Origin of the sequence: Tunturiibacter psychrotolerans (genome assembly GCF_051013365.1) — a bacterium.
Taxonomy (GTDB): domain Bacteria; phylum Acidobacteriota; class Terriglobia; order Terriglobales; family Acidobacteriaceae; genus Edaphobacter; species Edaphobacter psychrotolerans_A.
In genome coordinates this window covers 1,739,239-1,763,875 of sequence record NZ_CP132941.1, presented here as the reverse complement: position 1 = coordinate 1,763,875, position 24,637 = coordinate 1,739,239, and the positions used below count along the sequence as shown (strand labels likewise).

The window sequence follows — 24,637 nt, the reverse complement described above, 5'->3', positions numbered from 1 at the left end:
TGCAGTGTGCATCACGCCACTTTGGTCGTAAACGCGTCAGCAGGGCGAAAGAAAGATCTGCAGACGCTGGTTCATGCCTTGGCACAGGTTCTTGAACAAAGCGGCGTGCAGGCGACCGCAGTGTTAACGGCAGCGGCCGGGGAGGCGCAATCCATCGGCGCCGCTGCGGCCAACAAAAGCGATGCAGTCTTTGCCTGTGGTGGCGACGGCACAGTTCACGAGGTTCTACAGGGCCTCGTGGGCACGACGGCTGCGCTCGGAGTCGTGCCGCTCGGTACGGCAAACGTCTTTGCGCGTAACCTGAACCTGTCGCTCAACCCAATCAAAGCTCTCGAACAGCAGCTCAACTTTGCACCACGCGCGATTTCGGTTGGCGAGGCGCGATACACCACCAGAGAATCCGAAGTGACCAGGTACTTCACCGTCATGGCAGGAGCTGGCCCTGACGGCGCGCTTGTTTATCGGCTGCTTGCCGGAAAGAGATCGAAGCTCGGTCGAAGCGCCTACTATGCCCATGCTCTAAGGCTCTTCCTCACGCGAAATTTTCCGCCGTTTCGTGTGAGGTACCGAACAAGCGACGGCGAGTGGGTGGAGCAGCGCGGTGTCAGCGTTATGTGTTCTCGTGTCGCAAATCTTGGAGGCGTATTCAGCCGTCTGACAAGTGAGAGTTCCAAATCCGAGAGCGACCTCCTCCTCTCCATCGTGAAGCCACCCGCAAGGGTCGGTTTACCCGCCTGGTTTGCTCTCAGTCGCATTGGATTGAAGGCACAAAATCCCTGGCTGAATGAGGTCCGTGTCTCCGAGTTTCTCTGCACGCCTATCGAGACGAATCATCGCATTCACGCCGAACTCGACGGGGAGTGGGTTGGGAACCTGCCGATGTCGGTTCGGCTCAAACCTCAAGCAGTTTTGTTATTGATGCCCAAAAACAACGCGGAAGAGAGAATGACATAGCCGTCCATCTCTTCAGGATCGTGCCCATGGTTAGAAATCATCGTTGCCGGTCGGTCGAAAGCGATAGCCAATCCACGGCTCGGTAACGATATACGCGGGCTCATCGGTGAGTTCGATCTTCTTGCGCAACTGTCCAATGTTGACCCGCAGGTACTCTGGCTGGTCGGCGTTGGTCCCCCACACCGCATGGAGTAACGCTCGATGCGTGAGCACCTGTCCGGGGTGCTGCGCCAGACAGACGAGAAGGTCGAACTGTTTCGGCGTCAGGTGTGTATCTTGCCCTCGAACCGAGACGCGATGTTGTGGAATGTCGATATAAAAATCGCCAGCTGAGATGATCTGCGGAGTCTCGGACTCGGCGGCCAGACTGCGGCGTAGTTGCGCGCGAACGCGAGCCTGCAACTCCTGAATGCTGAATGGCTTCGTCACATAGTCGTCGGCCCCGGCGTCCAGCGCTTCGATCTTCATCGCCTCTTGATTGCGGACCGAAAGAACGATGATCGGTACCTCGGATACCGCCCGAATCTCGCGGCAAAGCTCGATCCCATTCATCTCCGGCATGGAAACATCCGTGACAACGAGATCCGGCTTCCACGCGTGTACAGCCTCCATTCCCTCAACGCCATTCGCGGCGATACGCAACGAGTAGCCTTGAGTAGAAAGTGCCGTGCGAAGCACGCGAGTGATCTGAGGTTCGTCATCGACGATAAGTATCTTCGCGTGTTGCTGGTCGTGCGGGATCTGCTTCATTCGCGCTCCGGATGTTGCGTAACGATATGGACGTCCACATTTGGCGATTCGCTGAGAAAGTGCTGAATCGCCCAGTAGTAAAGGTATTTGCGAAAGCCGTGAACCGCCGCCCGGCCGAAGACGATGTGAGTAATGCGTTTCTCGCGAACGAAGTTGGCTGCGGCATGCGCAATGCTTTTCCCTTTGACGGTGAAGACCTGCGCATCGAGATTGCGTGCAAACTGTAGGTTGGCTGCGAGCGTGCTTTTTTCTTCTTCAGGCAGGTCTTCATCGGTGTCGACATGCAGAACGAACAACTCGCCTCCGACGCCTTCCGCTACTCGCGCACCGCGTGCGATCAGCATCTGCGAGGAACTGTTAGAGCTGATGCAGACGGCAATCCGCTCGCGTACGGCCCAATGCGCCTCAATGCGCTTCGCATCCATGTACGCGGTCAGCGTGCGATCGACCGCCTTGGTTACATGCTGCAACGCTAGTTCGCGCAGCGCAATCAGGTTTCCCCGGCGAAAGAAGTTCGCCAGAGCCTTCTCCGCGCGGTCAATTCCATAGATATCTCCGCGCCGCATTCGTGTTTGCAGAGCTTCCGGTGTTAGATCGGCCATTACGATCTCGTCCGCGCGCTGCACCAGCCAGTCGGGAACTGTTTCGCGAATGATCACGCCGGTGACACTCTGCACAGTTGGCGCGACGCTCTCGATGTGCTGCACATTCATCGTGGCCAGCACGTCGATATTTGCTGCCAGAACGTCGAGAACATCCTCGAAGCGTTTCCGATGCTTGCTCCCTTCAATGTTGCTATGCGCCAGCTCATCGATAAGGACGATCTGAGGCCGCCGCGCCAGTATCCCATCGAGGTCCATCTCCTCGAAGACCACGCCCTTATATTCGATTCTCTTTCGCGGAATCTGCTCCAGTTGCCCGGCCAACTCTGCAGTACGCGGTCTGCCGTGGGTCTCGACTACCCCGATCACAATGTCCTCACCACGCTGATGCCGGCGGATCGCCTCACTCAACATGTTGTACGTCTTGCCGACGCCAGGTGCGTAGCCCAGGAAAAGCTTGAAGGTTCCTCGCATCTTCTCTGGTGCGACCTTTTCCAGCCATTCTTCCGGGCTCTTCAGCGTCGGATTCGAATTGTCGCGAGTGCCCATAAGGATAAGATAAAGGAGTGCAGCGAAAGCTTATACGCAGTATCGTCCGCTACAGTATCTCCACAGCGAGCGCAGCTGTCATTGTAGCGGTCTACTTTCTCCGGCTGCATGTTAACGAAACCACCGTAGCCTTAACGTTCCTGATCGGCATCCTTCTCGTAGCGGCGAACTGGGGTCTCCGTCACTCGATTTACTTGTCCATCCTCTCAGCTGCAGCGTTCAACTTCTTCTTCCTCCCCCCGGTCCTTACCTTCACTGTCGGGGATGGCCGCAACTGGGTCGCGCTACTGGCATTCCTCGTGACAGGTATTGTCGCCAGCCAACTCGCAGAGCGTGCGCGCCGCGAAGCAAAGATCTCGCGCCGCCGCCAGCGCGAGGCGGAACGACTGTACGAATTCAGCCAGCAGATGCTGGTCACCGGAAATGTGATCGACCTTCTCAACGTCCTGCCCCAGATGATTGCGGTGACTTTCAATCTGGCTGGAGCCGCTGTTTACCTTCGCGAAAGAGATCGCATCTATCGTTCAAGCCCAAACTACATGGACGTAACCGCTGCTGAGCTACGCGATGCGGCATTCACCCGCGATCATCGTTATGACGAAGCACGCGCCGTCACGCTGGTTCCCATCCTCCTCGGAACCCGACCCATCGGCGCAGTCGGAATCACCGGCAACAGGACTTCGCCCGAGGCGCTCGATGCCGTCTGCGGCCTGGCCGCCATCGCCATAGAGCGCGCCGGCGCAGTGGAAACCCTCACCCGCGTCCAGGCCTCCCGCGAAAGCGAACGTCTGCGTAACGCCCTCCTCGACTCCGTGGCGCACGAGCTGCGAACGCCTTTGACCTCCATCACCGCCGCCGTCACGACCCTGCGTAGCGAACCCTCTCTCGACGCAGAGCAAAGCGGAGAGATGCTCCAGGTGATCGAGGAGGAGGCCGCGCGGCTCGACCGGCTCGTAGGCCAGGCCATGGAGATGGCGGAGCTCGATGCGAACGACATCAAACTTGACCTCCGCCTTCATTCGATGCGAGAGGCCGTTGATCTAGCCCTTGAGGCCGTACAGGGGCCGCTCAAGAATCATCCTCTCGAACTTCGTCTCCCCGACACGCTCCCTCCAGTACTAATAGACCTGGAGCGCATCGCCAAAGTTCTCCAGCACCTATTGGAGAATGCAGCAAAATATTCCCCGGAGGGAAGCCCTATCTTCGTCAGCGCTGAGGTCTCCAAAGATCAACTCGTCACCAGTGTCGCCGATCGCGGCGCGGGGGTCGACGACTTCGAGAAGATGATGATCTTCGACAAGTTTTATCGCGGTCAAGGACAGCGCTATCGCGTGCAGGGTACAGGCATGGGACTTGCCATTGCGAAGGCAATAGTCGAAGCCCACGGCGGCTCCATCGACGTAACCAGCCAGCCGTCGCAGGGGTCAGTCTTCTCGTTCTACCTGCCCCTCAACCTCTCTGGCCGCTAAGACTAAAGCTTCGGCAGGTTGGCGACGTTCCAGCCACCACCCAGCGCCTTGATCAAAAGAACGCTCGCATCCATCTGCCTTCGCATGATGTCGATATCGTTGCGTTCGTTATTCAACTCGGTCGTCTGCGCAGTCACAACTTGAAGATAGGTGTCGAGCCCGCCCACATATCTGTTGTTGAATATCTGCTCGGCCGACTGCGCTGCCATCGTAGCCTGATGCTGATGCCCGGCCTCCTGATCGAGTACGCGGAGAGCGACAAGATTGTCTTCCACCTGTTGAAACGCAGTCAAAGTAGTCTGTCTATAGTTCGCAACGGTCTCGTCATAGCTGGCATTTGCTTGCTCCGAGACAGCGGCTCGTCGTCCCGCATCGAACACCGTCTGCGATAGCGTAGGTCCAAGCGACCACAGCAAACTCGCCGGATCAAACAGATTCGCAAACGAGGTTCCCTCCACACCAATCGATCCGCTCAATGAAATCGTCGGATAAAAAGCAGCCCGCGCAATTCCAATCCGGTCATTCGCCTCCGCAACCCGGCGTTCCGCAGCCGCAATATCCGGGCGTCGCTCCAGCAACTCCGACGGCAGCCCGGTCGGAATCATCGGCGGACGTGCACTAAGAGGAACCGTTGGCAGAGTGAACGACGCTGGAGGTTTCCCAAGAAGAATCGCTATTGCATGCTCAAACTGCGCTCGCTGCAAGGTAATGTCACGTGCCAACACCTTGGCCGCTTCAAGCTGCGTCTTCGCCTGATCGACGTCTGACTTCGGAGCGACGCCTCCCTCAAAGCGATTCGTCGTAATCCGGAGTGCCTCTTCAAAGTCTTTGACCGTATCATTCAGCAGCTTCTCCTGCGCGTCTGCACTGCGAGCTTCGAAGTAGTCGATCGCTAGCTCAGCCTGCAAGCTCAACAGCACCGATTGTCTGTCTCCCGCGCTCGCCTGAGCTTCCTCGCGCGCAGCACTCACGGTGCGGCGAACTCGTCCCCACACATCAATCTCGTAGTTCAAATCCACCGGCAGTTGAATCACCCCAGAACCGTTCCCCTGGGCATTGTTTAAGTTGAAGTACGGCTGGTTTGATGATTCGCGTTCGCCCCCTGCAGATGGAGCCACTCCTACGGTCGGAAATAGTGCGGCATGGTTGAATCGAATCAACGCTCGAGCTTCACGAAAGCGAGCATCCGCTGCCTTCAAATCCTGATTATTCTCCGCAACCTGCGGCTCAAGGATGTTCAGCTCCGTATCGCCGAAGATCGTCCACCAATCCCCGCGTTGCGCAGCATCCGACGGCTGAGCGACCTGCCAATTCGAATTCTCCTTGTAGGCGTCCGGACCTGCTTCTTTATATCCAGGAGCCATGGGGACCGATGGCTTCACATACTTCGGCCCGACCATGCACCCGCTAAGCAGAAGCACTGTTGCGCCAGCCAGAGCTGCAGGTCGTAGCGTCACTGATCCCCCTCTTTCTTCTGCATCTGCTTGGCGGTCTCACTCAGCTTGCTCTTCACCTGCACCTCCTGCCCACTCGCCAGCGAGTCGGACGGATCGAGAACGACAGCATCGTTAGCAGTCAGGCCCGAAGCAATCTCAACATTGGCGCCAAGATCCTTGCTGATCGTCACAGGTACCAGTTGCACACGGCCATCACGCACGACTCCCACCTGCAGGCCTTGTGCACGGAACAGAAGCGTATTCGATGGAATCATCAAATTCGACGAGTGTACCGGAACTTTAAAGTGAACGAAGACATAAGCCCCCGGAAGCAACTCGCCTTTCGGATTATTAACGTCAACTTCGACGTTCAGCGTGCGCGTCGCTGGATCGATCGCGTTCGAATTTCGCGCAATAGTACCTTCAAACTCCCTGTCCGGATACTCATCCAGAGTCAAAGTCGCCTTTCCGCCCGACTTAATAGAAGTTGAGTAGGCCTCCGGAACCGAAACGAACACGCGAATCTTTTGTATAGCTGCCAAATGAAACAGCTCTTTCGGCGTTAAATTCTCTCCAGCCTGGATCAGTCCGCCAATATCGATATTGCGCGCCGTCACAATTCCATCGAACGGCGCGTAAATCTTCTCGAACGACTGCAACTGTTGCAGCCTGCGCACAGCGGCGTTGGACGCCTCTACCGCGGCTTTCTTTGCGGCCGCATCGCTCACCGCAACATCGGTCTCCTGCTTCGACACCGAGTTAGTCGTCAGCAGATTCTGGTAACGCGCCGAAGTCGTATTCGCCAGGTTGAGATTGGCTTCAGCACTCTTCAGGTCAGCTTGCGCAACCTGAAGCTGCTCATCCAGCTCTGGCGTCTCGATGACAGCCATCAACTGTCCCTTACGAACATGCGCGCCTATGTCGAAGTACCAGTTCTTCAAATAACCACTTGTGCGCGCATAGATCGGTGTGTCCACATACGCCTGCGTGTTTCCCGGCAACGCCAGTCCCGAAGACAAGACAGAGCTGACAGGATGAATCACATTCACAGATGGAATCGATGCAGCCTTTGTATCCGTCTCCAGCGTGCTCTCCGACTTGTGGCGCGCAGCAATCCCGAAGATCACAACCAGTGCCACGATCGCTGCGATCACGGCCAGTCCGATCCACGTACCCTTCGTCAGCCGAGGCTCCCGAACCTCTGCCTCTCCCTCTGAGAACTCGCCGGAAGGCGTGGTCATATCCTCGTTCATGCTGGGCTCGACCTTTGTCCCACTCGTCATTGGTTCTCCTTCAATTTTCATAAAACCTCTCAAGCTCCGGCCGTCAATCGATGCTCGGGGCTCACACTTGGGGCGGTGGCTTTCTTCTTATTCGAACTATGGAGCAGAGCGAAGACCGCCGGAACGAAGATGAGGGTTGCGACCGTCGCGCAGCATAGTCCGCCGATCACTGCACGTCCCAACGGAGCATTTTGTTCTCCGCCCTCACCCGCACCCAGCGCCATCGGAATCATGCCGATGATCATCGCCAGAGCCGTCATCATGACAGGTCGGAACCGGGTCGCTCCCGCTTCGATCGCTGCCTCAATCGCATTTCCATGATGCAACAGCCGTTCCTTCGCAAAGGACACAACCAGAATGCTGTTCGCCGTAGCGACGCCCATGCACATAATCGCGCCCATCAGCGCCGGAACACTCAACGTTGTCCTCGTCGTAAACAGGAAGAGCACAATACCCGCCAGCGCCGCCGGCAGAGCCGTAATGATGATGAAGGGATCGAGCCACGATTGGAAGTTGACCACGATCAATAGGTAGACCAGCACGATTGCGAACGCCAGGCCGGCAAGCAGTCCGAAGTAGGAGCTGTTCATCGTCTCGATCTGTCCGCGAACTCTTACGAAGCTGCCGCGTACCAGGGACTTTTCATTCCTCGCCACAATCTTGTTGATGTCCCTTCCCACAGAACCAAGATCACGTCCTTGAACGTTTCCATAGATATCGAGCGTCCGCCGGACGTTGTAGTGCGTCACCACTTCCATCTCGCTGCTGCGGGTGATCTTCGCGACGTCCGTCAGAATCTCCGGTTGTTTGGCGGTTGGAGACGAAATCGGAATATTCTCGAGCGAGTTCAAAGAGCTGATCTGATACTGCGGCGTCTGCTCCACGATGTTGTAGGTATTGCCGTTCTTCCAGTTTAGATAGAAGAGCGGGTTCAGCTGGGTGCTACCGCCCAGTATGTTCAACAGACTGCTGCCCACATCGCGCTCGGTATATCCGCCCTGCGCCGCTTTCGTACGGTCTACAGTAACGTCGAGAACAGGATAGTCATCCGGTTGCTGGATGCGCAGGTCCACTAAGCCCGGAACATGGTGCAGCTCGCTCAATACCTGGTTCGCGACTTTGCGATTCGCTGCAATATCCGATCCCTCGAACTGGATATCGATTGGCGCAGGCAGTCCGAAGTTCAAAATCTGGGTAACGATATCCGACGGCAGAAAGTAAAACGTCGCTTCAGGAAACGCACGCGGAAGATCCTTCCTCAGCTTCTCAACATAGTTGGCGGTCGGATGGTGGTCTTCTTTCAGGGACACCAGAATATCCGCGTCTCCCGCGCCGATTAGACCCGAGGTGGCATGCTGTGTATTCAGCGTGCTGTACGGCAGTCCGATGTTGTCCAGGATGTTGTCCATCTCAGCGGGCGGCACGATCTTCCGAATATCCTGTTCGATCAGATCGCACAGCTTCGCAGTCTCCTCGATACGTATACCGCTCTTGCCGCGAACGTGAAGAATAAAGGATCCGTTATCCGTGCTCGGAAAGAAGTTCTGTCCAAGAAACGGCACGAGCGCGAAGGCACACAAGCAGAGAAGCAAAAAAATCGGAACGAAGAAAACCCGCGCCGCCACAAGCCGGCCGAGCAGATCTTGATAGCCGGTGCGTATCCTCTCGAAGAGCCGCTCGAACCCGCGCTGGAATCTCGCAAGAATATTCCTTGAGGGAGCAGCATGATGGTCCTTCGCCTTGAGCAGGTACATAGCAAGTGTAGGCACCAGCGTGCGCGAAAGAATATACGAAGCCAGCATGGCAAAAACGACGGCCTCAGCCAGCGGTACAAAAAGATAACGCGCAACCCCACTCAAAAAGAACATCGGCAGAAACACGATGCAGATACAAAGCGTCGATACCAGCGCCGGCACAGAGATCTGCGCAGCGCCTTCGAGGATGGCGTCGTGTAGCTCTCTCCCCTCCTCAAGGTACCGCTCGATATTCTCAATCGTCACTGTTGCATCATCCACCAGGATGCCGACCGCCAACGCCAGTCCGCCCAGCGTCATGATGTTGATCGTCTCTCCAAGGAGCCCGAGGATAATAATCGAGCTCAGGATCGACAGCGGAATTGAAACCGCGATGATAATCGTGCTGCGCCAGCTGCCCAGGAACAGAAGAATCATCAACCCCGTCAGCATTGCAGCGATCACGGCCTCGCGGATGACGCCCTGTACCGACGCCCGAACGAAAACAGATTGGTCGCCGATCGGCGTGATCTTCAGCTCCGGTGGCACCGTCAGCTTCACCCTCGGCAAAATATTCCGTATGCCACTCACGACGTTCAGCGTCGACGCTGTTCCGGACTTCAAAATCACCATCAGCGCACCGCGACGTCCGTCCTGCCGCACAATGTTCGTCTGCGGAATGCTCCCGTCAGCCACACTCGCAACGTCACGCAGATAAATCGTGGTGCCGTTCACCTGCTTAATTGGCAGATTGCTGATGCCCTCAAGCGTCACCGGAGACGAGTTGATGTGAATGTCATACTCGTCCTCACCGATCTTCGCCGTTCCGCCGGGCTGCACCACGTTCTGTTGCGAGACCGCGTTCAGCACATCGACCGGCGACAGCCCCTTGGCCTGCATCAGCTTCGGGTCGATATTGAGCATGATCGACCGCTGCTTGCCCCCATAGATATTCGGGATCACAGCGCCCGGCACCGAAATCAGTTGCGGCCGAACGAAATTCGCACCCAGGTCATTAAGCTGCTGCTCGCTCAACCCCTCGCCCGACAACCCGAGTTGAATAATCGGCACACTCGACGCACTGAAGTTAATAATCTGCGGCGGCAGAATTCCAGGCGGAAGACTTCGTAGCTGAAACTCCGAAGCAGCCGACACCTGCGAGTTCGCCGTATCCAGACTCGCTCCCGGCTGCAGGTAGATCTTCACAATCACCTGCCCCGCAAACGTGGTCGACTCGACGTGCTGAATGTTATCGACCAACACCGTCAGTGCCTTCTCATACGGTGTCGTCAGCCGTCCTTCGAGCTCCTCCGGATTCAACCCCGTATATTGCCACGCGACCGACACCACTGGAATGTTGATATTCGGAAAAATATCGGTCGGCGTGCTTGAGATGACCACAGGCGCAGCAATCAAAATCAAAATTGCCAGCACGATGAAGGTATACGGTCGGCTCAGAGCAACTTTTACGATCCACATACGAAGAACCCTCTTCCGCTTCGGGTAAATCTTTCTATAGAGTAAGACATTTCTTACGCGTGAAGGTATCTACAGTTATTTCCGCGAGGCGTCATCGGAAAAACCGATATCCTAAAAATAGGGATTTCAATTCCATGGAATTAAGACACCTCCGTTACCTCTGCGCCGTCGCCGAGCACTCCACCTTCAGCGAAGCGGGCCGCCGCCTGCACATATCGCAGTCCGCCATCAGTGAGCAGATTGCCGATCTTGAGCGCGAAGTCGGCGGCCCGCTTCTCTACCGCAACTCAGGCCGAACCCGCCTCACACCTCAGGGCCAGCTATTTCTTGCCGAGGCGCGCAAAACCCTCGCCGCCGCCGACCGTGCCCTCGAAATCACCCAGCGCTCCCTCCTCGGCCAGATCGGCTCTCTCAGCATCGGCTTCTTCCTTTGGGGCGCCGGAGGCTTCTTCGCCCGCATCATCCGCGACTACCGCAAGCTCTACCCCGGCATCAAGCTCTCCCTCTACGAGATGCGCACGCCCGAACAGATGGAGGCCCTCACCGCGGGCAAAATCGACATTGCCTTCGCCCGTCCCCTCGAGCCGCCCTTCGACCAGACCCTCCGCGCCGAGCTTCTCTACCGCGATCCCATCGTCGTCGTCCTCCCCCGCGACCACCCTCTCGCCGGCAAGCCCATCTCAATCGCCTCCCTCGTCACCGAGCGCCTCGTCCTCTGCGATCGCCAGATGACGCCCGCACTCTACGACGGCATCGTCGCTCTCTGCTCCGCGGCAGGCTTCTCCCCCAACATCGTCAACACCGCCGCAACCTGGTCCAGCGTCCTCACTCTGGTCGAATCCGGAGAAGGTGTAGCCCTTGTCCCCTCAGGTGTCCGTTACCTCCGCCCAACCGGAGTCGTCTTCTCTCCCCTCGTGCCGCAAAACCTCCACATGGGCCTCGCCGTCGCATGGAACCCGCAGAACGAAGATCCGATCCAGCAGAACTTCCTTCGCCTCGTTCGCGACAACAAGGATCGCATCCAGCGCGCCCACGGCAACTGATAACGACTCAAACGGAATCGTCCAGCGCACCGCTTTTAGTGTCTAATGCTGTTTATGATCAGGCCGTGCTTTCTAGTCATCGACCGGGAGTTTCCCGGCAGCATTTCCACCCGCAAGCTTGTGATCGAAACAGCCAAGTTCAACGTCATCACGGCCTACAGTGGCCAGGAGGCGCTCGAACTCTTCACCCGTTTCCCAGCCGTCAGTGGCATCGTCCTCGACGGCGGCCTCGACGACATCTCCTGCGACGAAGTCGCCGAGAAAATCAAACTTCTTCAACCGATGGTTCCAATCGTCGTCATTGCCGCTCCAGGCTTCAAAGGCTGTCCCGCCGCCGACCACCAGCTCGAATCCTTCGACCCCGCAAAGCTTCTCGAAATCCTCCGCAGCCTCAAGCCCCAGGCGTCTGCTGAAATTGAAAAACGCAACGAAGAACTCAGCCGCGAAAAGCTCTCCTGATCCCACAAAGCAAAAAAGGCCCCGCCTTTCGCGATCTTCCGCGAAAGGGAGGGCTATTCTTACCCTTCTGCTTATTTCAATGCTTCAACGTCGATCGTGAACCGAACCTCATCGCCCAGCGCAGGCTCGGTAAACTTCGGACCGAAGTTGAAGTCGCTCCGCTTCAGTTTTCCAGTCGCAGAGAAGCCACTCGCGAGTTTGCCACCCAAACTCTTCTGCGGAGGCGTCGGTCCGTCCACATCCAGCGTCACGCTCTTGGTCACGCCAGCCAACGTCAGGTCGCCAACAATCTGCAGCTTGCCGCTCACGCCTGTCACTGCAGTCGACTTGAACGTCATCGTCGGAAACTTCTCAACGTTGAAAAAATCAGGCGACTTTAGGTGGCCATCGCGCTTTTCGTTATTGGTCGTAAGCGTTGTCGTGTTAATCGTGGCTTCCACGCTCGACTTGCTGGGATCTTTGTCGTTCCAGATCACGGTCCCGGTTACGCCGCCGATCGAACCTCGAACGGTGCTCACCTGGATATGTTTGATCGCGAAGTCCACCTGCGTGTGGTAAGGATCAATCGTCCAGGCTGAGGGCGAGCTCTGGGCGAACGCACTGACTCCGGTCAGGAGCAGGGAAGAGAGGGCAGCGGTAAAGATGCGACGGTTCATAGGTCGTTCTCCTCGGAAAATGTTAGGTCTGCTGTGAGATGTCGATGTTAGAGTGACCGACTCAAAATATGTGCCGGTCACCGTTGCAATTGCAAAAAATTAGTTGAGCCCGTTTCTACAGCAGGAGTGTCAGGCAAGGTCGAACAACAAGATCTCGCTGTTCGTCTTTCCCTTGGCGCTCACTTCCAACGCCTGCTCGTCATCGACCGCGACAGCATCGCCCGTCTCCAGCGCTTTGCCGTTCACCGTCACCTCTCCGTGAATCACATGCAGCCACGCATGCCGCTTGTCACCCAGCGGATAGGTAATCTGTTTGCCCGGCGTCAACTCTGCAACCGACACCTTCGTGTCCTGGTTGATCGTTGCTGCTCCGGCCGCAGGCGTCGGCGAAGCCAGCAGCTTGAAGCGGTCAAGCTTCTCTTCCGCTTCGAACTTCAACTGCTCATAGCTCGGCGTGGTGCCCCGGCTCTTCGGCTCAATCCAGATCTGCAGAAAGTGAACCGGCTCCGTCTCCGACCCGTTGAACTCGCTATGCACCACGCCCGTGCCGGCCGACATCTTCTGAATCTCGTTCGGCCCCAGCACCTCCACGTGGCCCATGCTGTCTTTGTGGGCGAGTTTGCCCTTCAGCACATAGCTCAAAATCTCCATATCGCGGTGCGCGTGCGCTCCAAATCCACGCCCCTCCGCTACACGGTCTTCATTGATCACGCGCAGCGAACGATATCCCATGTGCTTCGGATCATGGTAGTTGGCAAACGAAAACGTATGGTGCGAATCCAGCCATCCATGGTCGGCATGGCCTCTCTCGTTACTCTTGCGAACAGTCAACATAGTGCGTCCTTTCTTACTCCTCACCGGCTCATTGCTTAGGGCCGCGTGTCCTGCATATTGAAACCGCTTCACACTCTCAAAACTGTCGTCATCCTGACCCTGAGCGAAGCCGAAGGGGAAGGATCTCTGTATTTGTCCTTCTGCTAATGCCCGCACAGCAGACCGATTTCTAAACAGCCTCTTTGCACTTCTCCGTCGGAACCGCGACCTTCGCCGCCAGCCCGACTTTCTTCAAACCTTCGTACATCGTCCGGCGGTCATCCTCTGAAACCCCAGCCATCAGAAACTCCAGATCCTTCTCGTGCCGCGCATAGATCTCTTCGATAGAACTCTTTCCCGCCGTTGTCAGCTCCACCAGCCGAATCCGCCGGTCCGAGTTGCAACTCCTCCGCAGCACCAACCCCCGCTTCTCCAAACGGTCGATCGCCGAAGTCATCGAAGCGCTGGCCAGCAGCACCTTCTCCCCGATCACCGAGATCGTCAACGGCCCCTTGTGCAGCAAAACCTCCAGCACCATGAAGTCGCTGATTCCCAATCCCTGCGCGTTGATAGAACGCTCAATGAAATCCACCATCGAACCGTGAGCTCGCGCCAGCACCAACCAGAGCCGGGGCGCCGAAACTATATTCTGCTCATCTGCCATCTCAGCCTCCCCCAAACTCCTACGACATAAGATATCTCGATATCGAGATAAGATTCAAAACCTTCGTCTTCCGTGCTATCCCGTTATTTTTCAGCGCATTTCGATTTTTGCCTTCTCCAGCTTCATGGCGCGCCGCCAGCGTCTACGAGGCGAGTATCCGCGATTTGGTGTGGCTATAGGAAGGTTGTCTAGGGTGGCCATTGGAATTAAGCCAGCGGCACTCAATGATCTGTCCAGGCGGTAGTCTCAGGCGCTCCCTGAGCCCGCCAGGAGGCTCGCCGTTGCATTCACCGTTCCTGTCGCTGCTCGCTTTGCCGGTGCCCATACTCGTTATCTTGTCGTCGGCCCTGCTGCTGCCGTTGGTGCCGTCCTTACCTTGGTGCGCTCTCTTCTTGTCTTTCCGCAGCGCGACCGTGGAATCCGTTGTTCCTCACCTTGCTTCCTCGCACTCCGTTCACTCGTCTCTCTATCGCCTCTGCCTGGCTCTCGCTATCCTCGTGTCGATCCCCTCTCCGACGATCAAGAGACGGTCCAACCTCTGGATCATCTTAGGTCTCCCGACTCTGGCGTTCCTCCTCTCCCTCGGCGCTGCCCCGTCCACAAGCGCACAGAATCTCTCCCCATCTATCCGGGGAACAGTCGACAGCCCCGAGGGCTCAACGATTAATGGAGCCAAGGTTGTCCTCACCAACCAGAGGACGGAGGCTATCTTCCGAACCCGCACCAACTGCAAGGGAACGTACGAGTTCCGCCAGCTTCCCGTTGGCACCTACTCGCTAAGCGTTCAGGCACCCGGGTTCCAGACCTTCACGGTCTACGGAATCGACCTCACTCCCGACTCGGACTACACCAGGCAAATCGATATGCTGCGCGGCAGTATGACCCGCGCCATCCTGGTTCCGGCGACAACTCCGCAGGGGACACAAGTTGTCAGGTTGCTCCCACCGTCGCAACCTTAGCCAGTCCTCAAATCTGTTCCCGTCCAAGCTGGCGTCCAACATCTTTCATTCGCTCCGTGGCATCGCTCGCATCTGAGACCACTGAAGGCAACGGCGTTATTCCAGCCGCAAGCAAAGACTCCTCCACAACCCTCTGCGCCTCTGTCTGTCCAGCGTCTGCCTTACCGATACCTTTCGCACCAAACGTCCACGCCCTCTTCCCCTTCATCTGGCCCGGATCCAACTCTTTCAGGATCACAAGAAGCCCATCCAACTCCTCCGTTCCGGCCCGTTCACCCTCAAGCCCAACCACAACGGTATCGGCCCAGAGCAGATCCGCCTCCCTCAACGTTCCGTACCCCTTGTGCCCGACCTCAACCGCACCAGGCGTCCTCAGACGTCGCAACCGAATGCCCGCCTCCGACTCCACCGCACCCACCCCGACGGCTAGCGCCAATTGTTCGGTCTGCTCCGTATCGGCCTGAAAGATAACTAATACATGACTCATCTCAGAAATCTCCTCACGGGATGATGGCCGAAGCCGGCATCCTTAGAACTACGATCAACTTCTCCGACGTTCTTCTCGAACACGGAAAAGATACATCTGATGGCGACCGGCAAAAATAAAGTTCGAAAAGTTGGCGTATTTTTCGAGCCCGAAAAAGTGACGGTTAAAACACCACGCTAGCCACGCAAATCACCACAGCTTCACCACGATTTACCATCCAAAAAACCCCCCAAAAAAGCAAAAACCCCCAAAAAACGCCACTTCCACCACCCCGGGTTTTTTTTGCGCAAAACCCAAAAATCAACCTTCCGCAGTGAGGGGTTTCCTTGCGAAGTAGTAAAGCGAAAACGCCAGCAGCGCAAACATAACGACGCTCACCGGATCGTGATGCAGCGGATTATGCTCGCTAAACCGCGGAATCGAGCGATCCGTAGCAGCTTCGTAAAGCTTGACGCAAACCCCCAGCAATCCAACAATTCCGCCCGCCGCAATAAGCCCAGACGCGTAGAGAGACCCGGGTGAGACTTCCGATTCGATCGTAGCGTCGCGAGCAGTGATGGTGTTGGGAAGGGGAAGGCCAGTGGGGTCGGCGTGGGTTGGATCAGTTGGGTCGAAGTCAGGATGCTGGGCGAGCCAGGCTTCGCGATCGGAGTGCCACAACGCCAACGAAGCCTCATGTTCGAGGTGGATTTGCTTCAATGCCTGACGATGTAATGCACGGTCGACCATCCAGCGCATGACGCCACCTACGAAGATAGCAAGGGTTGTGGCGATGCTGAGGTAGGCTCCAACAGCGAAGGTCAGTGAACGGACACCAAGAAGTTCCACAACGACCACAATCGCGACACCGAGCAGAACCAGTGCCCATGGGAGCTTTCGACTGAGAATTCCATTGATGACTGTGGCCATCAGACGGCCCTGAGGGGCTGCGGCCTTTTCACTACCGATTCCTTGAATCCACTGCACTTCGATCTCGCCGGAAGCGGTGTTGTAGAGATACTTGCCGTCATCGAGCGTGGTTGATCCGATGGCGTTCAGCAGAACGTACTGTCTAGCGTTGGAGAGTTCTTCTTTGGCGTGGTCGGCGGTGTGAGAGGTGAGAGCGATCCTGTCGTTGCCAGTGAAGTGGCCGTTGTTCTGAACGCCGTCAGGGAGTTTATCGAGAGAAAAGACGATCGGTTTTGGGAGCCGCTGAAAGGTCTCGAGGCCTTTGTTCATTGCGTTAAGTGTGGCGCCGATGGAGAAGATGGAGACGATGACGCCGATCATGATGGCGATCTGCTGCTTCCACGGAGTTGCGCCGATGAGGTATCCGGTTTTGAGATCCTGCGAGGTGTCTCCCGCGTTTGAGGCTGCGATGCAGACAACTCCTCCGATGGTGATGGCGAGGGCCCCGAAGGCAGGTGCGGTCCAGCCTTTGACCAGGAAGATGGCGGCGGTGGCCATGAGCGTGGCGATGGTCATGCCAGAGACTGGTGATGCGGACGAACCGACGATGCCTACGATGCGTGCGCTGACGGTGACGAAGAGAAAGCCAAAGACGACGACGAGGAGAGCGGCGGCGATGTTGGCGAAGAGGCCGACCTGGGCTCCGGGAATGGGTTTGAATTCGAGGAAAAGAACCATCAGGACGATGAGAAGAAGGGAGCCGCCGAAGACCATGATGGGAGGAAGATCATGTTCTGTGCGAGAGGGTTGTGCTGCCGATTTTCCTGAGCCTGTCTTCTTGAAGCCTTGAGTGAGTGCACCAACAATAGTGGGCAGGGTGCGGAGGAGTGTGATGAGGCCAGCGGCTGCGACTCCACCTGCACCCATTGGACGGACGTAGGTTCGCCAGAGGTCCGACGGCGACATCTGCGTGATAAGGACGGTGCCAGGATAGAGGGGGCTGGAGAGGTGCGAGCCGAAGAAGTAGATCGCTGGCATGAGAACCAGCCACGAGAAGACACCACCTGCGAGCATGATGGCCGCGACGCGAATGCCAATGATGTAGCCGACGCCGAGATACTCGGGGGTACAGTCGGCGCGGATGGCAGAGCCTTTGAGGAGATGTTGCGTGCCGAGATCGGGCTGATAGTCGGGTTGGCTGGGCCAGAGGGCGAAGAGGTTGTCGTTCTGGAAGAGAGTGTAGAGACCGCCGAGGCCGAGACCAAGGAAGACACGCGAGGCGAATGAGCCGCCGCGTTCGCCAGCGATAAGGACGTCGGCGCATGCGGTGCCTTCGGGGTAGATAAGGTTGTCGTGCTCTTCGACGATGAGCTGGCGGCGAAGCGGAATCATGAAGAGAACGCCGAGCCATCCGCCGAAGAGAGCGAGCGCGAAGATGCGGGACGCTTCGAGATCGAAGCCAAGGAAGATGAGAGCGGGAAGTGTGAAGATGACACCGGACGCGATGGATTGGCCAGCGTTGCCGGTGCTTTGAACGATGTTGTTTTCGAGGATGCTGGCTTTGCCGAACGCTCGCAGGATGGAGATGGACAAAACCGAGATTGGAATGGATGCGGCGACCGTGAGACCAGCACGGAGACCGACATATACGGTGACAGCACCGAAGAGAACGCCGAAGATTGCCCCGAGGATGAGCGCTCGTGCCGAGAGTTCCGGGCGGGTTTCTGTAGTGGAGACGAAGGGTTTGAAGGTTGGTTTGGTCGGTGTGGATGTTGCCATGATCGTGCGTCTCCCGCGTTGGTCAAGCTTGGTTTTCGGCTTCGATGGAGTGTATCAGCGGGGGAGTGAGGACCTATTTGGAAGTGTTTTCCAAAGTGTCACTCTGAGTCGGTGGTGAAGGGCTCCTGATGCGATTTGCGAGGAGCTGTGAGTTTGTAGCGGAGCAAGGCCGCGAGGGCGCAGGCGATGAGGAAGAGCATGGGGCCTGTGAAGAGGAAGCGGTCGGTGATCCACTTATCGTCAAGCAGATTGGGATTCTGTCCATAGAGTGGGCCGAAGAAGCGTTCTAAACGGCCGCTTGATCGATGCGCGTCGAAAACGCTTGAGGTTCGAGACTTCCAACTCGCAAAGCGGATCAGGAAGGCGAGAGTGACAGGCAGCCACGCCCAAAGGATTGGAGGTACTGGTTCGGAGTCCGATGCATGTTCGGTCGATGGGGAGTTAGAGAGCGATCGACGGAGGTTTCTTGCGGCTTCGAGTAGTCTCCCGAAGGGAATCAGGCCAAGCAGAAATCCTGCGACCGCAAACATCGGCAGAAAGTAACTGAGGACGTAGCCAATACGATTCAGGTTTGTCCAGTGCATCGTGGTTGCCAGTTGCCATATGTATGCCATCGAAATCGGCCAGAGCCGAATTGCGGCAATGGCGACGAGACAGTACAGAAACAGCATTTGGCGCACCAAGTTATAACTCTCAACATGGGCTAGGTGTAGCACAGGCGCATCTTTTTTGGTGCAGAATTGTTTGTTACAGAAGTGGCTAAGGGGCTATACTGCGTGAAATGGCGCGGTCCGACCGACCTGGAGCGCCAGCGAGTGAGGTGAGTCTTCAGCGATTGCTTGAATGACAATGCGCTCGGGATTGGTTCCGGGGGGCCACCCGGTGCTCCGCCGGGTGGGGGAGTAGAAGGGCATGCGATGTCCCGCTGGTGGCAGGGGCCGGGACGGGCTGTTCGGGCTGCGCTGGATGACTTGGTTACTACGTTGTATCCGACCGATTGCAGGGCTTGTGGTGGGCCGCTGCTGAGAGCTGGACTCTCTCCTGTATGTGACAGCTGTGTGGATGGAGTTGCGGAGCAGTCCATGACGCTGTGCGTCCGTTGTGGCGAAGCGTTGGATATGGAAGGTGTGCGGTTCGCGGGGCAGTTTCCGGTAGAGGGGCTGGTGTGCTCGCCTTGCCGGATGGCGCCTCCGGAGTTTGGGCGGGCTGTGTCCTACGCGGTGTATCAGGATGAACTGCGAGAGATGATCCACCTCCTGAAGTATGAGCGGATGCGCTCGGTGGCGAAGCCGCTGGGGAGATTCCTTGCGCGGGCGATCGAGATGCTTGAGGGTGAGGCTGGCAGCGATCTGCTCGTCGTTGCGGTGCCGCTGTTTCCCTCGAAGGAGAGAGAGCGGGGATACAACCAGGCTGTCTTGCTGGCCGATGCTGCGTTGGCGGAGTTGAAGAGGAGTCATCCGCAGTGGAAGTTAACTGCGGCGCATGGTGTGATTCGCCGGGTTAAGGATACGCGGAGTCAGTTTGAGTTGACTCCCAAGGGGCGTCGACGGAATCTGCAGGGTGCATTTGCTGTTGGCGATCGCGCGGCTCTGACGGGCCGCGAAGTTTTGTTGGTGGATGACATTTATACGACGGGGGCTACTGCTCGCGCTTGTGCGCAGGTGTTGCGGCGGGCGGGGGCGGCGAAGGTTTGGGTGGCGACGGCTTCGCGGGCTCAGCCGGAGATGATCGCGGCCTGGGATGATTCTGCGTCGCGTGATGCTGGCTCGAGCGTTGCTGTTTGGGATGCTGGTTAGAGGATTGGGAGTGGCAGAGAAGCTTGGCGCGGAGTGCTAACAGTGGTTGGAACCGGAGGGCTTTGAGATGCAATCGGGGAAGATGCGGAAGCAAGGGCTGAGTGGAAAAAGACACGCAGGGCATGGGGGCGGACATGGCGCGGGCCGTGTGACGACGGAGCGCGAGGTCAGGGTCGGAGTGTTTCGCCAGCCGGCGATGCAGACTCCGGTGCTGGTGCTGAATGCGTCGTACGAGCCGATCAACATCTGCGGTGCGCGGCGGGCGCTGGTATTGGTGCTGAAGGGCGTTGCGAGGACCGAGGAGGAGCAGGGCGCTGTGCTGCATGCGGCGCGGATGCGGGTGGCGATGCCGAGTGTGATCCGGCTGCTGGAGTACCGCAGGATTCCGCACCAGACGCGGGCGCTGAGCCGCAAAAACATTCTTCTGCGCGATCGAAATTCGTGCCAGTACTGCAGCGTCATCCTGACCGCGGGGGAGTTGACGCTGGATCATGTCATTCCGCGGTCCCGTGGCGGGCTGTCGACCTGGGAGAATCTGGTCGCCTGCTGCCACAACTGCAATCGGCGCAAGGGCAACCAGATGCTGCATGAGTTGACCGATATGAAGCTGCAGCGGGAGCCGAGGCCGTTTTCTTTGCACACTTCCCGGCATATCATGCGGATGATCGGGAGCGCGGATGCGGCCTGGCGGAAGTATCTGTACTTCGAGGCGGAACCGGCAGCCTGATCTTCTACCCGAAAACGTTGGTCAGGTACCCCCCTCCCCCCGGGGGGGTATTTTGCGTGTAAAATACTTATAATCAATAGTTTACGAGGGGTGTGTGTCTGTAAAATATTGATAGCAGGCGGTTTATGGCTAAAATATTCAAAATGAGTTATTTAGGCTGCTGAACATATGTAAGCCCCGGAGTGGTCCGGGGCTTTTTCTCTCTTGATTTTATTGTAGCGGTTTGAAGGTAACTGATACGCCAGGCGGAAGTGGTTTTTTTGTAATGAGTTGCGAGACTTAGGGGCTTGACAGTTCTGTTGCCTGGAGATTTTCTGGTTCGAAGCGGCTTCGTTTTACTCCTGTGCCTCCTTCCAATCGAGATAACTTCCGATTCGGTTGTGGCGGGGCACTCGCGCGGAGTAGGGGACTGCCTTGCACTTGTGGGCCTTTTCGAGTTTGACCAGTTCTTCGTCGGAGGTGCTCACTCCGACGGTTTTCAAACAGGTCAAACATATCGATTGCAGGTGGCCATCCTCCAGGCGCCTGTGCGGAAAAAATGGAGCGGGCTGTTTGTCCATTGCGTGTCCTCCTAGGAAGAACGTGCTGCAAGGAGGCCCAGATTGCCCGATTGTATGAAATTAATCGGTTGGCTTGGCAGTGTACTCCTTGAACGAGGTGATGAGATATCTCATGCCACGCTTTATTGCCGATTCAAGACCCAACGGTAAAAGCGAAAGACGAGATACGGGGGTACCATTCGGCTTCGCTCAGGGCAGGCTTCTCCACTGCGCTGTTCACGGTGAGGCTGTGAACAGCTTCGGTCGAGATGACGGTTTTGCGAGTAGAAGAGGCGAAGGCGACGGAAGAATCCGCTGTGCGGCGGAACGACAGGCAAAAGAGACGAGAGAACGACAGAGGGCGGGGAGTTTTTGAGCGGATTCCGCTCGTTGGGGGCTGCAAGTTGAAACTCGGATGTGATAGTTTCAGCGGCAGGAGATTGAATGTCTTACATCGAGAGTTATCAATGCGACGTGTGCGGGGATAAGAAGGGTGAGGGTGGGGACTGGTGGCTGGCCTGGGTGGATTGTTTTCCAGGGGAGAAACCGGAGGAGGATCAGCCCTTGATCAAATTGACCCGGTGGCAGCATCATCATGCGCACTCGGCTGGCGTGAAGCACCTTTGCGGGGCACGATGCGCTGGGACACTGATGGATCGGTGGATGACTCAGCAGCATGCCGATCCGGATTCTCACTGTGAGACGAAGTAGTCTGGTCGTCGCCTCAATTAGCTGGCTGGCACGGAAGCAAGACAAGATGGCCCCTAGGCTTGTGAAGGGGCTATTGCACTTCTGATTGAACCAGGATAGGTCACGCGTCAACTACTTGCGAGAAGCGCATTTGTCATGACCAATCAGCCGCTCACTCCCTCTCGCCGCTGGATGGTCGTGTTTGAGGTTGGAACCTCATTCTAGTAGCCAATCTTCGATACGAATGTCATGCCGGAAGCTCCTGAGCAGTAACAGTGTCGTTGTCTGGTCCGTTCCGAACAGGAAGGGTCTCCGGAATCGCTGTCCACAGCAGGACAAATGCGAGGGCGGCAATGGCCCCTAGAGCCAGGAAAGAGACGCGATAGCTGAAGTGTTGAATCAGTTTGCCGCCGAAGGTCGTGCTGAAGGCTGCACCGAGTCCAACTGCTGTTGCCAGAGTTCCCTGGACAAGGTTGAATCGGCCAGTGTTGCGGGTTCGATCAGCGATTACAAGGATCGATACGACACCGAAGATGGCGTTTGCAACGCCATCGAGCAGCTGGATTGCGATGAGGCTTCCGCTGTTGTGAGTGAGGGTGTAGAGGAGTGCCCGGATCGGGAGGACGCCAAAGCCTAGAAGCAGCAGCGGCTTTCTGCCGTGTAGATTGGCGAACCGTCCGATCGATGTCGCGAAGAACATGATGACTAGCTGAGTGACGATAATGCACGCTGACATAAAGGGAGCAGCCGTCGCCCGTGCACCGTGCGACAGCATTTCACCGAGTTGCGGGAGCATGGCAGCGTTCGCAAAGTGGAATAGGAACGCACAGACAAGGAAGATGAGCAGGACCCTATCCCCCAGCAGCGTTTGCATCACGGATGCTCTCTCAGGGACTTTTTCGCCTTCGACTTGCTTGGCTCCGCCTCGGGCGAGGTCGTAGTCGATATCGCTGCTCTTTATAGAGCGAATGGCGATGACGGTGGGGATCGTCAACACTGCAGCGGCAATAAAGATTGCCTTATTGCCAAACAGATGACTTACGAGCGCGATCAGAAGTGCGCAAGCCACATTGCCACCTGAATTGAATGATTGGTTCTTGCCAAACTGGCGGTCGAAGAAGGTCACGCCGACTATCCCCATCGTAATCGCGGCCAACGTCGGTGCAAGGAACGGCCCGGCCCCTCCGATCAAAACCTGGGAGGTATATACGGCCCATGGTGCAGCGGTGATACTGAGCACGATAGCTCCAACTGCGAGGACGGCGGATGCTAGAACGAGAACCAGCTTTTTAGATCTGAGCTGATCGACGATGGCACCTGCAGGCGTCTGCAGCGCAACGGTAATGATGCCGCCGAGGGTCAGAGCCATCCCGACGCGCCCAGGCTCCCACCCCGCTCCAGCCAAGTACGCTGCGAGAAAGGGACCGAGGCCCGTTTGCACGTCGGCGAGAAAGAAGTTTGTCGCCTCCAAGGCGTGGAGACTTCGCTTCTTTTCGGAATCAATATCCATAAGGAACGCCGTCTCTCGTTGCTTTCATGGCTTACGAGTTCGATGCACACAACGGCTCCGGCAAGTTGCAAATGGAACGTCAATTTCTTACCGACATTCGTGCTCATGAAACAGATGAGACGCTGAATTTTACATAGTCATGCTCGGCGCAGGCGTGCCGTCGGACCATTTGTTTGCGCCTACCAGAAACACGGTTATGGGAGGAAAGCTCAGGAGCTGGGGATACGACTTCTCGGAGAAATACCAATAGTTCACCCCCATCATCGGAGAGTTGGGAAGATTGGCGCCCCAGGCTGCAGCGTCTTTTGTTGATGCGTAAAACATGAGGTGAGGGACGTTGTGGTTGCTGCCGTCGGTAAGGTAGGCCGACTTCGACATCATGTAGGACACGCTTCCCGGTTCGAGGGCCGGCAACTCTTTCTTGTCGAATGCCGCCTTGATTGCGGCGATGGTCTCGACCTTGGAATGGCCGTCGAGCAACAATTTCGTCTGCAGAGAAACAAGCGGAATCGTGGAGCGCGCTGCCGGTGGATTGACGCAACTCGCGGCTCGAATCTTGGGGTTCCAAAACTCGGGCGCATCGAACATCCCCCATCCGCGTCCTACCATGCAGACCCAGCCATTCGTGCCTTTGACCGCTGTTTCGAAACCATGGCGTGCGAGAACGAGGACCTCTGCGTCGCGTGAGATGGACTCGGGCGCTGCGCTGCGCGCTAAGGCGATCTCAGCTGTTCGGTCCATGAGGTACTGTTCGATCGGGGCCATGTTCGGGTAGGTTGTTGCGGCGTCCTGTGAGATCGCCTGGTACGCCATGCCGAATACGATCAGCAGCGCGAAGCCCTTGATTACGATTGTCTCAACGTTCTTTTTGCGCATTATTTTTCTCCTGAGAATGGTTTTTTTCGCGAGGTGATACCTTAGCGCGCAGCGTTCTATCGCTACTCCCTTACCTTGCGCTGTTCGTTCGAGTTTTCGGTTCAGTTGCTATTCGGTGATGGGACGAAGAAGATCTCTCGCACCTCGACCTGTCCGCGGATGGCGGCGACGCCTTTGCGCGCCCATGCCACTGCCTCGTTCATGTCGGCGCACTCCAATATCCAAAAACCGCCTATGTGTTCCTTGGTCTCAAGGTATGGCCCGTCGGTGATGAGGACTTTGCCATCGGTCTGCGCTCGCAGGGACTTCGTGGCACCGAGACCGCAGGCGAATTTCGTGACGCCGGCCGCGTCCATCTCGTCATTGAGTGCGTGGATGGCTCGGACCGTCGCTTCGTCGATCGTGGATGGGTCGAAGTCGTCGGGGTTGTAACCAGCAACGAGATATTGCGGCATGGTGTCTCCTGGGATGGTCTTTAGGCGGGCTAGTTGGTCTG

Annotated in this window: 23 protein-coding genes; 8 read left to right on the top strand and 15 right to left on the bottom strand. The window is 57.0% G+C overall.

Annotated elements, in window-relative coordinates; translation table 11 throughout:
- Positions 1-6 precede the first annotated feature (6 nt).
- Positions 7-954: a diacylglycerol/lipid kinase family protein gene (locus tag RBB76_RS07370; protein ID WP_429628066.1), complete on the top strand. Its 948-nt coding sequence runs from the start codon at positions 7-9 to the stop codon at positions 952-954.
- A gap of 30 nt (positions 955-984) precedes the next feature.
- Here RBB76_RS07370 and RBB76_RS07365 read toward each other — a convergent pair whose 3' ends face one another.
- Positions 985-1,704, bottom strand: coding sequence for a response regulator transcription factor (locus RBB76_RS07365; protein WP_429628067.1), 720 nt, complete (start codon positions 1,702-1,704; stop codon positions 985-987).
- On the bottom strand, positions 1,701-2,855 hold the full coding sequence (locus RBB76_RS07360) for a histidine kinase (protein WP_429628068.1): 1,155 nt from the start codon (positions 2,853-2,855) through the stop codon (positions 1,701-1,703). Before RBB76_RS07360 ends, RBB76_RS07365 begins: the two co-directional genes overlap by 4 nt.
- Before the next feature lie 17 nt (positions 2,856-2,872).
- On the opposite strand from RBB76_RS07360, the gene RBB76_RS07355 reads away from it, so the two are divergent.
- The gene (locus tag RBB76_RS07355) at positions 2,873-4,324 is read left to right on the top strand and encodes a sensor histidine kinase (protein WP_429628069.1); all 1,452 of its coding nucleotides are present in this window, start codon (positions 2,873-2,875) and stop codon (positions 4,322-4,324) included.
- Between the two features lie 2 nt (positions 4,325-4,326).
- Here the strand turns inward: RBB76_RS07355 and RBB76_RS07350 are convergent, their stop codons facing one another.
- The 3 genes from RBB76_RS07350 to RBB76_RS07340 are packed head-to-tail and all read right to left on the bottom strand — an operon-like array spanning position 4,327 to position 10,255.
- Positions 4,327-5,781 (bottom strand): efflux transporter outer membrane subunit, encoded by a 1,455-nt coding sequence (locus RBB76_RS07350; protein ID WP_429628070.1) that lies wholly within the window; start codon positions 5,779-5,781, stop codon positions 4,327-4,329.
- Positions 5,778-7,043 (bottom strand): efflux RND transporter periplasmic adaptor subunit, encoded by a 1,266-nt coding sequence (locus tag RBB76_RS07345; protein WP_429628071.1) that lies wholly within the window; start codon positions 7,041-7,043, stop codon positions 5,778-5,780. The genes RBB76_RS07350 and RBB76_RS07345 overlap by 4 nt, the downstream gene beginning before the upstream one ends.
- 29 nt (positions 7,044-7,072) lie before the next feature.
- A complete protein-coding gene (locus RBB76_RS07340; protein ID WP_429628072.1) occupies positions 7,073-10,255 on the bottom strand; it encodes an efflux RND transporter permease subunit in 3,183 nt (1,060 codons plus the stop codon).
- 134 nt (positions 10,256-10,389) lie between these two features.
- Here RBB76_RS07340 and RBB76_RS07335 point away from each other — a divergent pair, with 134 nt between their 5' ends.
- Both RBB76_RS07335 and RBB76_RS07330 read left to right on the top strand, forming a co-directional pair.
- The gene (locus RBB76_RS07335; protein ID WP_429628073.1) at positions 10,390-11,298 is read left to right on the top strand and encodes a LysR family transcriptional regulator; all 909 of its coding nucleotides are present in this window, start codon (positions 10,390-10,392) and stop codon (positions 11,296-11,298) included.
- A 45-nt stretch (positions 11,299-11,343) separates the two neighbouring features.
- Positions 11,344-11,757: a response regulator gene (locus RBB76_RS07330; protein WP_429628074.1), complete on the top strand. Its 414-nt coding sequence runs from the start codon at positions 11,344-11,346 to the stop codon at positions 11,755-11,757.
- 71 nt (positions 11,758-11,828) lie between these two features.
- Here the strand turns inward: RBB76_RS07330 and RBB76_RS07325 are convergent, their stop codons facing one another.
- The 3 genes from RBB76_RS07325 to RBB76_RS07315 all read right to left on the bottom strand — a co-directional run bounded on the left by RBB76_RS07325 (position 11,829) and on the right by RBB76_RS07315 (position 13,890).
- On the bottom strand, positions 11,829-12,413 hold the full coding sequence (locus RBB76_RS07325) for a YceI family protein (protein WP_429628075.1): 585 nt from the start codon (positions 12,411-12,413) through the stop codon (positions 11,829-11,831).
- A 129-nt stretch (positions 12,414-12,542) separates the two neighbouring features.
- Positions 12,543-13,247, bottom strand: coding sequence for a pirin family protein (locus RBB76_RS07320; RefSeq protein WP_429628076.1), 705 nt, complete (start codon positions 13,245-13,247; stop codon positions 12,543-12,545).
- Positions 13,248-13,416: 169 nt separating this feature from the next.
- Complete coding sequence (locus RBB76_RS07315) at positions 13,417-13,890, bottom strand: MarR family winged helix-turn-helix transcriptional regulator (protein WP_429628077.1); 474 nt, start codon at positions 13,888-13,890, stop codon at positions 13,417-13,419.
- Between the two features lie 281 nt (positions 13,891-14,171).
- Between RBB76_RS07315 and RBB76_RS07310 the strand changes: the two genes are divergently transcribed.
- Positions 14,172-14,849 carry a carboxypeptidase-like regulatory domain-containing protein gene (locus tag RBB76_RS07310; protein ID WP_429628078.1) on the top strand — a complete coding sequence of 226 codons (678 nt, stop codon included), beginning with the start codon at positions 14,172-14,174 and terminating at the stop codon, positions 14,847-14,849.
- Positions 14,850-14,856: 7 nt separating this feature from the next.
- On the opposite strand, the gene RBB76_RS07305 is transcribed toward RBB76_RS07310, so the two are convergent.
- The 3 genes from RBB76_RS07305 to RBB76_RS07295 form a co-directional block, all read right to left on the bottom strand.
- Positions 14,857-15,336, bottom strand: coding sequence for a hypothetical protein (locus RBB76_RS07305; protein ID WP_429628079.1), 480 nt, complete (start codon positions 15,334-15,336; stop codon positions 14,857-14,859).
- A 300-nt stretch (positions 15,337-15,636) separates the two neighbouring features.
- Entirely contained in the window at positions 15,637-18,003 is a 2,367-nt protein-coding gene (locus RBB76_RS07300) for an OPT family oligopeptide transporter (RefSeq protein ID WP_429628080.1), read from the bottom strand.
- A 98-nt stretch (positions 18,004-18,101) separates the two neighbouring features.
- Entirely contained in the window at positions 18,102-18,674 is a 573-nt protein-coding gene (locus RBB76_RS07295) for a hypothetical protein (RefSeq protein ID WP_429628081.1), read from the bottom strand.
- Positions 18,675-18,920: 246 nt separating this feature from the next.
- Here RBB76_RS07295 and RBB76_RS07290 point away from each other — a divergent pair, with 246 nt between their 5' ends.
- Positions 18,921-19,799 carry a hypothetical protein gene (locus RBB76_RS07290; RefSeq protein WP_429628082.1) on the top strand — a complete coding sequence of 293 codons (879 nt, stop codon included), beginning with the start codon at positions 18,921-18,923 and terminating at the stop codon, positions 19,797-19,799.
- Between the two features lie 67 nt (positions 19,800-19,866).
- Positions 19,867-20,526: an HNH endonuclease gene (locus RBB76_RS07285; RefSeq protein ID WP_429628083.1), complete on the top strand. Its 660-nt coding sequence runs from the start codon at positions 19,867-19,869 to the stop codon at positions 20,524-20,526.
- 335 nt (positions 20,527-20,861) lie between these two features.
- On the opposite strand, the gene RBB76_RS07280 is transcribed toward RBB76_RS07285, so the two are convergent.
- Entirely contained in the window at positions 20,862-21,086 is a 225-nt protein-coding gene (locus RBB76_RS07280; protein ID WP_429628084.1) for a hypothetical protein, read from the bottom strand.
- Between the two features lie 423 nt (positions 21,087-21,509).
- Here RBB76_RS07280 and RBB76_RS07275 point away from each other — a divergent pair, with 423 nt between their 5' ends.
- The gene (locus tag RBB76_RS07275; protein WP_429628085.1) at positions 21,510-21,776 is read left to right on the top strand and encodes a hypothetical protein; all 267 of its coding nucleotides are present in this window, start codon (positions 21,510-21,512) and stop codon (positions 21,774-21,776) included.
- 226 nt (positions 21,777-22,002) lie between these two features.
- Here the strand turns inward: RBB76_RS07275 and RBB76_RS07270 are convergent, their stop codons facing one another.
- The 3 genes from RBB76_RS07270 to RBB76_RS07260 form a co-directional block, all read right to left on the bottom strand.
- Positions 22,003-23,265: an MFS transporter gene (locus tag RBB76_RS07270; RefSeq protein WP_429628086.1), complete on the bottom strand. Its 1,263-nt coding sequence runs from the start codon at positions 23,263-23,265 to the stop codon at positions 22,003-22,005.
- Positions 23,266-23,394: 129 nt separating this feature from the next.
- A complete protein-coding gene (locus tag RBB76_RS07265) occupies positions 23,395-24,141 on the bottom strand; it encodes a hypothetical protein (protein WP_429628087.1) in 747 nt (248 codons plus the stop codon).
- A gap of 101 nt (positions 24,142-24,242) precedes the next feature.
- Positions 24,243-24,596, bottom strand: coding sequence for a YciI family protein (locus tag RBB76_RS07260; RefSeq protein ID WP_429628088.1), 354 nt, complete (start codon positions 24,594-24,596; stop codon positions 24,243-24,245).
- Between the last annotated feature and the right edge of the window lie 41 nt (positions 24,597-24,637).